17 protein-coding genes are annotated in these 12,489 nt (G+C 41.3%); 7 read left to right on the plus strand and 10 right to left on the minus strand.

All coding sequences use genetic code 11. The features are described from left to right. Positions 1 to 68 precede the first annotated feature (68 nt). Complete coding sequence (locus tag BLQ57_RS19760; RefSeq protein ID WP_092824204.1) at positions 69 to 347, minus strand: transposase; 279 nt, start codon at positions 345 to 347, stop codon at positions 69 to 71. A 301-nt stretch (positions 348 to 648) separates the two neighbouring features. On the opposite strand from BLQ57_RS19760, the gene BLQ57_RS19765 reads away from it, so the two are divergent. Further along, positions 649 to 1,593, plus strand: coding sequence for an adenylate/guanylate cyclase domain-containing protein (locus tag BLQ57_RS19765; protein ID WP_169712809.1), 945 nt, complete (start codon positions 649 to 651; stop codon positions 1,591 to 1,593). Then, positions 1,593 to 2,216, plus strand: a complete 624-nt coding sequence (locus BLQ57_RS19770; protein WP_087941338.1) for a YecA family protein — start codon at positions 1,593 to 1,595, stop codon at positions 2,214 to 2,216. The genes BLQ57_RS19765 and BLQ57_RS19770 overlap by 1 nt, the downstream gene beginning before the upstream one ends. 95 nt (positions 2,217 to 2,311) lie before the next feature. Here BLQ57_RS19770 and BLQ57_RS19775 read toward each other — a convergent pair whose 3' ends face one another. The 9 genes from BLQ57_RS19775 to BLQ57_RS19815 all read right to left on the minus strand — a co-directional run bounded on the left by BLQ57_RS19775 (position 2,312) and on the right by BLQ57_RS19815 (position 9,130). Further along, positions 2,312 to 2,506, minus strand: a complete 195-nt coding sequence (locus tag BLQ57_RS19775) for a hypothetical protein (RefSeq protein WP_087941339.1) — start codon at positions 2,504 to 2,506, stop codon at positions 2,312 to 2,314. Positions 2,507 to 2,509: 3 nt separating this feature from the next. Further along, entirely contained in the window at positions 2,510 to 3,436 is a 927-nt protein-coding gene (locus BLQ57_RS19780; RefSeq protein ID WP_087941340.1) for a zeta toxin family protein, read from the minus strand. 6 nt (positions 3,437 to 3,442) lie between these two features. Beyond that, positions 3,443 to 3,583, minus strand: coding sequence for a hypothetical protein (locus BLQ57_RS21280; protein WP_169712810.1), 141 nt, complete (start codon positions 3,581 to 3,583; stop codon positions 3,443 to 3,445). Between the two features lie 417 nt (positions 3,584 to 4,000). Further along, a complete protein-coding gene (locus tag BLQ57_RS19785; RefSeq protein WP_087941341.1) occupies positions 4,001 to 4,309 on the minus strand; it encodes a helix-turn-helix domain-containing protein in 309 nt (102 codons plus the stop codon). Then, positions 4,306 to 4,665, minus strand: coding sequence for a type II toxin-antitoxin system RelE/ParE family toxin (locus BLQ57_RS19790; RefSeq protein WP_087941342.1), 360 nt, complete (start codon positions 4,663 to 4,665; stop codon positions 4,306 to 4,308). Before BLQ57_RS19790 ends, BLQ57_RS19785 begins: the two co-directional genes overlap by 4 nt. Positions 4,666 to 5,136: 471 nt before the next feature. Next, a complete protein-coding gene (locus BLQ57_RS19795) occupies positions 5,137 to 5,427 on the minus strand; it encodes a helix-turn-helix domain-containing protein (protein ID WP_087941343.1) in 291 nt (96 codons plus the stop codon). After that, positions 5,424 to 5,618, minus strand: a complete 195-nt coding sequence (locus BLQ57_RS19800; RefSeq protein ID WP_317042244.1) for a type II toxin-antitoxin system RelE/ParE family toxin — start codon at positions 5,616 to 5,618, stop codon at positions 5,424 to 5,426. The genes BLQ57_RS19795 and BLQ57_RS19800 overlap by 4 nt, the downstream gene beginning before the upstream one ends. A 2,244-nt stretch (positions 5,619 to 7,862) precedes the next feature. Beyond that, a complete protein-coding gene (locus BLQ57_RS19810) occupies positions 7,863 to 8,651 on the minus strand; it encodes a 3-keto-disaccharide hydrolase (protein ID WP_087941344.1) in 789 nt (262 codons plus the stop codon). A 152-nt stretch (positions 8,652 to 8,803) separates the two neighbouring features. Next, complete coding sequence (locus BLQ57_RS19815) at positions 8,804 to 9,130, minus strand: thermonuclease family protein (RefSeq protein ID WP_087941345.1); 327 nt, start codon at positions 9,128 to 9,130, stop codon at positions 8,804 to 8,806. Positions 9,131 to 10,200: 1,070 nt separating this feature from the next. Here BLQ57_RS19815 and BLQ57_RS19825 point away from each other — a divergent pair. From BLQ57_RS19825 to BLQ57_RS19840, 5 genes are all read left to right on the plus strand, one after another. Further along, the gene (locus tag BLQ57_RS19825) at positions 10,201 to 10,950 is read left to right on the plus strand and encodes a hypothetical protein (RefSeq protein WP_087941346.1); all 750 of its coding nucleotides are present in this window, start codon (positions 10,201 to 10,203) and stop codon (positions 10,948 to 10,950) included. Then, on the plus strand, positions 10,950 to 11,378 hold the full coding sequence (locus BLQ57_RS19830) for a DUF5675 family protein (protein WP_087941347.1): 429 nt from the start codon (positions 10,950 to 10,952) through the stop codon (positions 11,376 to 11,378). The genes BLQ57_RS19825 and BLQ57_RS19830 overlap by 1 nt, the downstream gene beginning before the upstream one ends. Then, positions 11,354 to 11,596 carry a hypothetical protein gene (locus tag BLQ57_RS21025; protein WP_139162833.1) on the plus strand — a complete coding sequence of 81 codons (243 nt, stop codon included), beginning with the start codon at positions 11,354 to 11,356 and terminating at the stop codon, positions 11,594 to 11,596. Before BLQ57_RS19830 ends, BLQ57_RS21025 begins: the two co-directional genes overlap by 25 nt. Before the next feature lie 20 nt (positions 11,597 to 11,616). Next, positions 11,617 to 11,868, plus strand: a complete 252-nt coding sequence (locus tag BLQ57_RS19835; RefSeq protein WP_087940128.1) for a hypothetical protein — start codon at positions 11,617 to 11,619, stop codon at positions 11,866 to 11,868. 383 nt (positions 11,869 to 12,251) lie between these two features. Further along, positions 12,252 to 12,458, plus strand: coding sequence for a hypothetical protein (locus BLQ57_RS19840; RefSeq protein WP_087941509.1), 207 nt, complete (start codon positions 12,252 to 12,254; stop codon positions 12,456 to 12,458). Positions 12,459 to 12,489 lie beyond the last annotated feature (31 nt).

Raw genomic sequence — 12,489 nt, forward strand, 5'->3', positions numbered from 1 at the left:
GCATTGAGTCTTTAGACTCAGTTCGGTATGACCCTTGCGTATCATGCTGCGTCGTTTTGCCAGAGGTTCTAGCGCAAGGCGTCTTTTAAAAAATCAACCTCAACTTTAAGCTTGCCAATGGTTTTGAGCAATTGGTCTTTCTCTTCATCGGCCGGATCTTTCTTGTTTCTGCCGCCTTTTTCAAAGACCTCTTCGGCGCCGTTGAGAAACTCACGTTTCCAGTTGCTGAGCTGCTGGGGTGCCAGTTCATACTTCTGAGCAAGCTCGGCAAGTGAGGAGCGCTCTTTCAACAGTTCCAAAACCACCTTGGTCTTGAACTTCGAGGTAAATTTTCTTCGTGTGGTCATCACAGTAAATTTAAAGGTTAATTTTTAACTTAATTTACTGCCCCAATTTTTGGGGTATGCTCATAGTGATGATGAAGAACTTGTAGACCTCAGATGTCAAGTACATCAACTCGCATTAGGACTAAATTCTAAATTTAAGAAACTAAAATTGGCCGGATGGCTTTTGACGGTCCATTTCTTTCTTTTGATTCCAATTATCATTTTGATTTTAACCAACTTAAAATAAACCACCATGAAAATTTACAATGATTACTTAAGTGCCATTAGAAACACCATCGCATCTGATCCAAGATCTGGCAGATTGAGTGAAGAGTTTTCTTATTCAGAAAGAGATTTAAAAAAAGGCTTTGATTTTAAAGCATTAAATGAACTAGTTCCTGAAAAAAGACTCTTGCCTAGTCTTGCTGAATTTGCAAACGAACTTGGGCTTTCTCCCAATTTTGAACAAGTGCTTGGACTTCATCCAGATTTCTCTCACTTGAAACATTCAGAAAGCCTTGAAGAACATTACATTGTTTCTATGTTCGTCGATATTAAAGGGTCTACCAACCTTTTCAAAAAGTACGAGCCACAAACTGTTTGGGGTATTACAAATACAATCCAAAGAGCAGCTATTCATACTTGTTTGATATTCGGAGGATATGTACATCGACTTCAGGGAGATGGACTATTCGTTTACTTCGGTGGCAAGGGCATCAGTACTTCCTCAGCAGTAAATAAAGCATTGCAATTCTCAAGCGTCTTCACATACTTCGTAAAAGAGGACCTTAAAAAATTATTTGATGAAAAGGGAATTGAAAAAATCGATACCAGAATTGGGATCGATTTGGGTTACGACAGAGATGTAGTCTGGGGAATGGCAGGTATAGGTGAGATCAGTGAAGTTACAACTTGTAGCTTACATACTAGCCTTGCCAGTAAAATGCAAGGATCAGCGACTAGTAACGGGATTGTAGTAGGTTACAATATCCTAAAGGAAAGTCCGAATCTTACTGAGTATTACACAACCGTTTGTGCAAGAACCAGAAAAGAAAATGATCGTTACATTTTCCGAATACCTGAGGAGGGATTTAATTATACACAATATGATTTTGCGTGGGAGAAGTTTCTTAAAAAGCAGGATTTCATTGCGACTGATATGTTTGGGAATTTACAATTGAAAAACAAAACAGTTGTCATCCCTAATAGGGCCATTTCCAATCTAGCTCCAATAGCAGTCAAAAGTAAACCATATTTCAATTTCTGATGCCAAAAAAAAGCAAATTTGAAAAAGACTTTGTGGCGGTAGAGGAATTCTTTCCTAAACTTTCATATTTCTGGAATTCCAAATCAAAGCATTGGATAGTAAAAGGTGAACTTGATATCTGTGATGCAGAAGGAGACTATTGGGAAACCTTTCATATTATAATTGGAATACCACAAAGCTATCCGCACTGTGTCCCAATAGTCATTGAAAAAAGTGAACTAATCCCAAGAGACATTGATTGGCATATTTCAAAAGAAGGGGCATGCTGTATTGATATAGAGCATAATTTAATAGCCATGTCAAGAAAAGGGATTAATATTGATTCATTTATCCGAGAGAAAGTTTATCCCTATTTCGCAAATCAACTATTCAAGCTTTCCGAGAAGGAATATGCTGGAAAGGAATATAAACACCATTTTGATGGAATAATACAATACTATATTGAAGATCTGAATTTAGTCTCTATCGATACAACGATTCATTTTTTAGAAAGAATTTTATTGAAATCCTTTATTGGAAGAAATAATAAATGTCCATGTGGAAGTGGAAAAAAAATCAAAAATTGTCATTTAGATGAAATTAATACAATTAAATCTATAGGCAGAAAAAAAAATCGAAGATGATTTGAAAAACATTAGATCGAGGTCAAACCTAATTTATGAGTAGTCTAATATATAGAAGGGTTCAGAGGTATGCATTGTTTTCTATTATTTTAAACTTACTTTGAAATCAATGTTCTTGCAAAATCTGCGAACCTATTTATATCTTCCTCCTCACGCTTATAAATCCGAACAAGACCGTCGGAATATTTAACTTCAGCTACACTGCGGTGTGCTTTTATAACCGGCTTCTTCTCTGAAGCCTTTTTTCTCTCTGCTTTTCTTGAAGTTTCTTTATTTTGACCTTTTTTCATTTTTCAATTTTTAGAAATGGGACTATCTGATGAAGCTTGAAGGATTCTTGGATCTTCCCCAAAATCAACATCTGTACTTATTAATCCAAAAGATTCATATGGTATCTTTTCAAGATCAATTCCATCTTTGATAAGGAAATATGTGCCTAGAGGATCGTTTGCGTAACCGTCAAAAATCAATCCTAGGGGAACATATCTCCCAGAATCCATAAACCGATGAATCGCACGAATAGTTGCTTTCCTGCGATCTAAATTTACGCATATTAAGTGAGTTTCATATTCTAAAGATTTTAAGATCTCACCTAATTGGACTACTCCACTGAATTTATACCCAATTTTTGGTATTACCAAATTATACCCACTTTCATTTGCTAACTGAAAAAGCGGTTTAAAACCTTCAGGTGTTTTGATTTGATTTGACCCAAAAATTAGTAAATCAGATTCCTCATGGACAAGTGAAGCAGAGCCTGGTCCATCTTCAAATTCTGGCAATTTTCGTTTAGCAAAGTCAGAGTCCAATATTATTGCACCGAGTTTATCGGCCAATCCATTTGCGATACTTGACTTTCCAGAAGCGGGTAGGCCAGTAAGAACTATAGCTTTCTTTTCCGATTTAAGATCAATATTTGGTAAAGCCCCGCCATTTCCTAGAACTATTTCATCATCCTTCTTTAATCGCCTTTGTTCAAAGAGTTCCTTAATTATTTGTAATCTCAAATCCCATCGAAGAGTATTTTCTTTAAATTTTCTCTTTCTATGTTTCGTGCTCCATAAAGTACAATCTTCGTCTGGGATGCTTTTAATCTGAAATTCTCCATTTTTTATTTCAGTAATAACCTCTTCGATATTCTTTGGATTGAATTCCAATACTTTTACTAAGAAATGTTCAATTAAGTCACTGTCATCAAGTCTTCGCGAAAATGGATGCATTTAATTCTATTTTTTCTTTTTCTCTGGAGCTTGAGTTAATGATGATCCGGCCGCTGTTTTCTCAACTTTTGTTGATTTTGGATTTCTTAAAACTTTGGATGCAGCGGAAGCAGCTTTTTTTGAGGTTTGTTCATTTTTCTTGGCCATATCTGATCAACCGAAAATTTATCTTTAAAAGAAATAAAAAATAGAGAATAAAAAAATACCGTGTACAGGGTATTTTTGGTGACAAATGGGTGGTTTTGAGGAGTTTCTTAAGATTTCTGGATTTTTTTGTGGTCGAAGGAGTGTAGGATGGTTCAAACTAAGCAAAAAGCCATCGATGATCTTGGCGGGCGAGTTTGCAATCCAGCGAACTGGAACTGATCCCTAAGATATCTTAGCGAGGAGCCAAGAGGTAGGGGAGGTACAGCCTGCCCCGAACTTGATTCGGGGAGACCCGTACTGCCTGTCCCGAGAATCGGGATACGGTGGTCCCGATTCTCGGGATAAATAGTGAGAGCCTCTCCCTGCTAGTGTTTACTAGCGGGGCTGGCTACTCGATAATGCATTCGGCATTCTTTTTTAGTAAGCCAATTTTTTGTCGTTCAGCTCAACATTAAATTTTACACTTGCTCCCAAAACTTCAAATACCTTCATTATTGTCGAAAATCTGGCATCTGTGGTGCTGTTTTCAATTTTTGAGATTTGAGCCTTTTTTACTCCTACCAATTCCCCAAGTTGCTCTTGAGTTAAATTCCGCTCCTTCCTTGCCTGCTTAATGGCATAACCCAATAAGTCAAGACGAAGTTCGTTCTCGAATTCATCCCTTTTTTTTGTTCCTTTTTTTCCGATATGCTTTTCGGTCAACTCCTCTAAACTGTACGTTTTCATTTTTTCCTCCCTTTCTCTTTTTTCTCTTGAAAATATTGATCCATAAACTTCCTCGCCTTTTCTATTTCTCCTTTTGGAACTTTTCCTGTCTTTTTTATCAGCCCATGGGTTGATATCACTACAGTATCTTCCTTGGCTGTTTTATCCCAAAAAGCAAATAGCCGATAATACGTTTTACTGAACTTGGTTCTAAACTCCCAAACTTCATCCTGAAGTTTTTTAAAAAGTTCTCTGTCATTTGTAATGCTGGCCTTCCAAATATTGTAAAAAATTTTCTCCCTTGCCTTCTCGTCAAGTTCATCAAGGAATTGCTTCGCATCTTCCAAAAATTCAACCCTGAATTTATAATTATCCATTCAAGTTCCCTTTAGAACTTCAAATATAAAAGTTTCTTTTTTAGGAAACTGTTTTTGTTCGTAAGTTTTTTAATGCTGATGCATAACGGTCAAGTATAAGCGTAGGGCGGGGTTTCGGAGCGATTCACTGTCCGCCTACCGCAAAGTTGATTAGAAGCAAAAACGCTCATTTTTAGCCGTTCAGCCCGCATTATGCTTATACAATGTGTGTGCCTTGAATGGTGAATATAGGTCATTTGGTTGACCGCTCCAACGGGTGAAATGCCTGTGCCGACGAATGACGGCATCCTTTATCCGCGGGAGTAATATCTTGAAGCCAAGTAAGTGGCAAAGCATGTCCCGAGAATCGGGAAACGGTGGTCCAGATTCTCGGGATGTATCCAGAGATCGCGAGCGCTGTGGGGAAGGCGCACCTCGTCAATTTACCGGTTGGCGAGGCCGGCTACTCGACAATGGCACGTATTTCCTTTTTCAGAGTTCAATCGAAATCTTCACCTTCCCACCTAATCCCTTTTCAACAATTTCATAAAGGGTTTTCAGGGTCAGGTTACTTCCATTGTTCTCAACTCTTGAAATATAAGTTCTCTTTTTATCTACTAATTCCGCTAGTTGCTCCTGGGTTAGATTCTTGTCCTCTCTTGCCTTCTTTAATAACAAGCCAATTTTGAATGACTCAAAATCCCTTTCCAATGCATCCCTGCGTTCGGTTCCTTTGACTCCATACACATCATTTTTGATTTCCTTCCAGCTCTTCGTATTCATTTCCGTTTCTTTTTTCTTTTTTGAACTTCTCTTTCAGTATAATATTCATCCATCAGTTTGGCAGCTTTTTCAATTTCCTTGGTGGGCGTTTTTTGGGTTTTCTTTTGAAAGCCATTGAGCAAAATCACCAATCTGCCTTCGTCAAAAAAACAAAACACCCTCCATATATTAGATGCCAATTGAACCCCCACTGGGAGTAGTCAAATTTTGGTAGTTCCTGGGTGGGATTTGCAATCCCACCCTAATATCCTTATCAATTTGTAATTGATATTTATCTCAGTTTGATCGCTGAAAGATTCCAGAACCTAAACAGCATTAAATTTTGCCTATTGGCTTTGGATTAGTTTTTACTAGGACAAGAAAGGGAAAATTTTGATTAAATCTAGCTTCCCGCGGAAAAGGACGCAGATTCTTGTAGAATAATGATCATTGGAAATAAAAAATCAGCGGAAATCAGCGAATTAAATCTGCGTAAATCAGCGGGCATCTCTTTTCCCGCAGATCCCGCAGAAAAGGAAGTTGATGCTTGCAGGTCTCTTAAGAGTTTTGCTTTCCAATTATCGCAAAGAATAAATAATCGTTTCCATCTTGCTGGCATGGACATCGTGGTTTCCGAGAAAACCTTGGGCCAGCGCTGGGAACATCGACATACCTTCATACCCCGCATTCCGTTCGGCGTTTCGCCTCACTTCATACGGGGCTATTCAAGGTTTAAGGCCTTCAGCCTTTTTCGATTGTCATACCAAACATTAGTTTTTAGGATCAGCCTTACAGCATTTACGTTTTTTTGGAGCATTGGAAAACCGTTAAGCAAATCGAGCCTCCATTAGGCAACAAATCATACCGAAATTGAAATATTACGAAATACCTCGAAACATAGGGTAACCATGCGAGATTCCATGTGGCAAATGAAAAAATATATCTACACATGAAATGGCTTAGTTCCGAGCCTGCCTTTGCCGGTAGGCAGGCTTGCCTCGGAAATCCAGCCATTTTTAGGTTTGTAAATGCGACAAAAAATCAAATCGCAAGCGAATTTTAAGTTTAAGAACCAACTTTAAGCGATTTGAAGTAAAGGCTGAGGCTGATCCCGATCCATCGGGATTGGTTACTTTTTGGCCGCAAAAAGTGACAGAAAGGTAGAGGTAAAAGCTACTGTGGATGGTTAAGTTTCTACAAAAAAGAAATAGAAAGAATAATCATCTCCATCTTGCTGGCATGGGCATCGAGGTTTCCGAAAAAACCTCGGGCCAGCGCTGGGAACACTGACATACCTCGATACCCCGCATTTCGCAGCTCATTCTTCGCTGCTTCATACGGGGCTAATAATGGTGTCGCGCTTTCAGCGCTTAAACAATCTTGATCCAGGAATTCAAAACCTATTTACCCTTCTGACTCAAAACTCGCACTTCCCTTCAATTCATCAATTAAAAAATTCATCAACAATCGTTTCCATCTTGCTGGCATGGACATCGTGGTTTCCGATACACCCTCGGGCCAGCGCTGGGGTCACCGTAAAATCTAATACCCCGCATTTCGTTCAGCGTACCGCTTCACTTCATACGGGGCTATTCAAGGTTAAAGGCCTTCAGCCTTTTTCGATTGTCATACCAAACATTAGTTTTTAGGATCAGCCTTACGGCATTTACGGTTTTTGGAGCATTGGAAAACCGTCTAAAATGGCTTAGTCCCGAACCCGCATTTTCCTTTGAATCCTGAACCCTTAACAATTCCTCTTTACTCCAACCCTGGAGATTTGGGATGAAATCGAGTAATAATGAGATTTTTCGATGGACAACGAATTACAGCTATGGAAGAAGAAGAAGAGCGCTGGGATGTCGCAGGAGCGGGCCATGCGTTGGCCTGAGGGTGGAAGCTTTCCTGCGACTTGACCTTTTGGTTCTTTTGGGTCAATCCAAAAGAACGAATAAATACTACCAAAAAGGTTAAAGGCAAACTGGTGCAAGAGTCTTCAGGTTTTTACCTTTCATCAGTTCATCAATAATCGTTTCCATCTTGCTGGCATGGGTATCGAGGTTTCCGATAAAACCACGGGCCAGCGCTGGGACCGTCGTAAAACCAAATACCCCGCATTTCGTTCGGCGTTCCGCCTCACTTCATACGGGGCTACGCCTTCGGCGCACAGGTATTAATGGTGTCGCGCCTTAAGCGCTTACCTTCCTTCAAAATTCATCATTGAACATTCATCATTCGATATTTTTTGGGATTTGGTTCCAATGAATTTTTGCCGACTTCCTCGGGACAATCGTTCTACTTTCCGTCGGACTAACGGGCCGAGGTGGCTATCTGTTCTTTCACTAAACCCCGCATTCCGTTCGGCTTTTGCCTCACTCCATACGGGCCTATGCCACCGGCGTCAAAGTATGAATAGTATAGCTCCTTTGGAGCTGACTACCAAACTTCCTATCAATTCATCAATTATCCAACCTCATCAACTCAATATTCTTAAATTCGATGGGGTGGCCTTCTGCCTGAAGTGCGATATAGCCTTCACTGATAATTTGTGGATGCCCCTTTCCCATGAGTTCCCGGGCAAATTCATCCGTTTCATCATACTGGGGTTGGGAGTACTCCATCACTACCTCCCCATTGATTTTGTGAATGATTTTTTCACTTCCCAAAACTTCAATTTCCATTTTTACCCAGGAGCTATCACTAATTGCTGGATAGTTGGAATTGGTGCAATGTTGGGTAATCAATTTTTTATTCATGACTACATGGGTTCCAGCTGTGCACACATTGGCGGTAAAGCGCTCGGTTTTACCATCTCCTCCAAGGATTTGTGCTTCCACAGCCACCAGCAATGTTTGGTCAAGGGGTAATTCAGCAGGATGTGGTGTATGAAATTTGATGCCACTGTTTTTATAGCCCCATGAAGGGGTTCCGGGAACCGTGTCCCCGACAAAACGATATGCTAATCGTAAGCGGAATCGAGAAAGCTTTTCCTCGTAAAAAAGATGCCCAAAATTGTCATCAAAACTGTCGTAGTTATCATAAGAGACAATGAGCCTACCCTCTTTGGCCTGAAAAGTATTCAGGTAATTTACCCCATACTTCTCTCCTGTAAATTTTGCGGACCAACCATCCAGATTTTTGCCGTTGAAAATCGGGATCCATTCATCCTCAGTTTTTTCTTGGCAGGAACACAACAATAATAATGCAAGCAATATAAAAACAGGATAGGTAATTTCAATTTTGTTCATTGATTGCTTGTTGAAATTTTTGTTTCTCCATATTGTTTAATGAGAAAGTGCTTTGGATCAATTAAGCCATATCGGTACTGTTGAAGTAAAGCGATAAATTTTGTCCACTACTGCGGGTGTCCTCCTAATAGGGGGCTAATGGATATTTGGGTTTAAACCATATAGGGCTTAGCCATTCCTTTTTCAAGCAAGTGTGCATTCAAGTTTTGGCCTTCCAAAAAAATCTCAGCCAGCCATCGTCCGTATTTTTCCTGCTTGTCCTTGTAGGTTTTGATAATGACATCTTTATCCAGCACCATTTCCCTTACATAATCCCTGACCACCAGTCCTTCCGGACGTTCTTCCCCTCTGATTTCAGGGGTATCGATTCCCATCAATCGGAGTTTGAGTTCGACTTTGACATAAAATCCCAAGTCTACAATGGCTGTCATGGTGTCTCCATCGTAAACTGAAATAATTTTTGCACGATATTCATACATAGTTCAAGAGGTTAAAATTTTCAGAAAAAGATTTATCCAAAGTCAATTTACTTTTTTTCGAAAATCTAAACAAGGAAGTTTTATTTATGGAGTGGAGAATGGGGGAGGAAGGGAATGGGTGATTGAGAGAGTTAGGGAACAGGTAGAAGGGAATAGGGAATAGGGAATAGGGAATAGGGAATAGGGAATAGGGAATAGGGAATAGGGAAAAGGGAAAAGGGAAAAGGGAATAGGGAATAGGGAGCAGGGAAAAGGGAGCAGGGAAAAGGGAGCAGGGAAAAGGGAATAGGGAATTGGTGATTGGGAGAGTGGAGATTGAGAGAGTAGTGATTGAAAGAATGGGAGAGTTAGGGAATAGGGAGCAGGGAATAGGGAATAGGGAACAGGAGAAAAGGGAATAGAGTATTTAAGATTGGGAGAGTGGAGATTGAGAGAGTAGTGATTGAGAGAATTAGAGAGTGAGAGAAAGGGAGAGTTAGGGAATAGGGAACAGGAGAAAAGGGAATAGAGTATAGAGAATTTAAGAATGGGAGAGTTAGGGAATAGGGAACAGGAGAAAAGGGAATAGGTGATTGAGGGATTGCGAGAATGGGAGAGTTGGAGAATGGAGAAAGTAGGCAGTCGCAGTTTTCTTTGGCGGAAAACCTTAACCTTGAATAGGAATGGTGCTTTAGCCCATTCCTAGCTAGAGCAGTAAAATGCCTGGGGGCTTTAGCCCAAAGGATAGAAAGCGCTAAAACTACTCTGCCTCTCGTAATTCGTCAATAAGTAGGCCTATCAGGTTGTAGTTTGCAGGGTCAAAGAAGAAGAGAAAATGGGATAGCCATGATTCCTAACCTTTCATTTTAAACTACCGGTAAAGCAGTGGAAAGGCATGCTAATCAATTCCTTATTCAAAAGGATCATTTGGCTGCTTAAACCACATCGATAAAGTCTAAAGATTTTTTTAGCTACGCTTATGTAAGTTTCTGAATCTTCCTGTCAAAAATGCGAAGAGAACGACCATTCAATTGATTATTAGTTTGTTAGCCTTCAATTTAGGTTCATGTTTCACCAAAACCCATAGACTTATGGCAAAACAAACAGGTGTAATAACCTTGACAGGTAGAGTCGGGAGACTCTCCTTCTATAAGACCAAAGATGGCTATCTGGCCAGAGAAAAGGGAGGCGTCAGCCGAAGCCGTATTCTCAATGATCCCAGATTTGCCCGTACCCGTGAGAATATCCGGGAGTTCACGGACAATGCCCAATCTTCCAAACTCTTCCGCGACGCAATCCGTCCCGTGATCTCCAAAATCGGAGACCGCAGACTGGCCCAGCGTCTTACCCAAACCCTGATGCAAGTCCTGAAAAGTGATGAGCTGAATGTGAGAGGGGAGCGGAAAGTGAGAGACGGAGATTGGTCCCTGCTTCAGGATATGGAGCTGAATCAAGGTTCCTCCTTGGGCAGTACCCTCTTCTTTGAATTGCAGGCAGTGGATACTGCATCCTCCTGGGACTTGGCTTTACCGGCCTTTGTGCCCCAGGATATGGTGGCTGTTCCCTCCGGAGCTAGCCATTTCAAAATCGCTGTGACCGCGGTGGGGCTGGATTTTGAATCCGGTACTCGCACAGTAGTGACTGATTCCACGTCGGTATTATCCGTCTTGGATGAAAGTCCTGCGCAGACACTGTCGGTAGATAAGACTGCCTTGACAGGAACGCACTATGCCTTCATGGTGAGTGTGGAGTTTATCCAGATCGTCAACGGCTCAGAGTACTCCATCAACAATGGGGCACATAATGCCGCCAAAATCATGGGCGCCTCGACTGCTGTCTGATGAGACTGCTGCTAAAGCGTAGATATACTCCCCGGGGAAGCCTGGGGAGGCTCTACCTCGAAGAGCGCCAACTCTGTTTTATTCAAGAGGCTCCCAAGGCCTGTTTCGGAGAAAAGCAGGTTTGCCTGGACGAGGGAGTGTATGAGTTGGTTCCCCTTCATACCGAGGAAAAGGGCTGGATGATCGCAGTCGGTGCTACTGGTATTATTCTTCCAAAAGGACCTAAGGCAGTCCTGGAAAGCCATGAACTCTGTCCGGTGGAAACGTATCGTGCAGACGGCACGCCGATGTTTACCCGCTTGGCTTTTGAAAAGCTGATGGAGGAATTGACCCCCTATTGGGAGCGGGATGAGGTGGTGGAGTTGCAGATTGTGTCCCAGCCTGTACCTTATCGCTTGGAGTCATGTCGGGAACACTCGTACTCCTGAGTATAGTAGGAGGGGTGATATCCCTTTTACTGTCAGTAATTGCATTTTTTCTTAAGTTCCTGTTTCAGGATTTCAGGAAGATGCAGCAGGATTTCGTGGAGATCAAAACCCGTCAGGAGAGTTTGAGGGGGGAGATCGATCGAATATCCAGGGTGTTGCTTCTGCTGAAGAAGCAGCTTATGCGGAAACGAGGGATTTCCGATTTGATCAAGGAGTAGTTTAACCAGAATACAATACCATGAATTTACTTACAGAAATAAAAGAGAGAGCTCAGGCGCCTACCCCGAAGTTTTTCCGGATCCTAAAAAGAGCCGGATTGATTATCGCAGCCGTAGGTACGGCAGTGATCACCGCACCGGGTTCGGTGCCCGCAGTTTTGGCAGCGTATGCCGGGCATGCCATCACAGCAGGAACTATCCTAGTCAGCATTTCCCAACTCACCGTAGATGAGGAAAGGCTGCAGGAGAAGTTGCTGTCCACGGTTCAGTAATTCATTTATTCCTAAACAAAGTAAAGCCGGGTGGGTCTCCTGCCCGGTTTTTTCATTAACCTTTGAGATTCTTCTTCATCGAGGCCCATTTCTCGGGTTTACAATCCTATCAAGAGGAAATCAGACTTCGAAGGTTTCTTTTGCTGGTTTCAGAGGATCCAAACCCTCCGAGGGTTCTGGGTAATCCAAAGCATGATTTGATCAATTAAAACATCACATTATCAGGCCAAATCCCTCGGAGGGTTCATTCGGACCTAGGCTGTTCGGGATTTGTAATCCCGAATCTTTCGTTTGGCTATTTACTAGATATTGAAAATAAAAGTGTCATAATCTGAAGTTATGGCCTTTTTTTTGATGTATTTTATCTAGTTAATAGACTAGATATGGGGTATCCTACAAAAATACAGCGAATCAACAGAGCCAAAAGTGAACAATGGTATGTCAATTTTCCTGCGGCTGTGGCTCAGGCAATTGAGTTTCAACAAGGAGAAGTGGTGGAATGGATCATCGACGACCACCAACGCTTGGTACTTCAGCGCAGTGATCAGTCTGTTGCAGACCTTAAAAAAAAACTCCCCAAGAAGATCTAAAAGGGGTATTGGAAGGTATTTTTTCAGAATG

The sequence above is a fragment of the Algoriphagus faecimaris genome, assembly GCF_900101705.1.
In the GTDB taxonomy this organism is placed as follows: domain Bacteria; phylum Bacteroidota; class Bacteroidia; order Cytophagales; family Cyclobacteriaceae; genus Algoriphagus; species Algoriphagus faecimaris.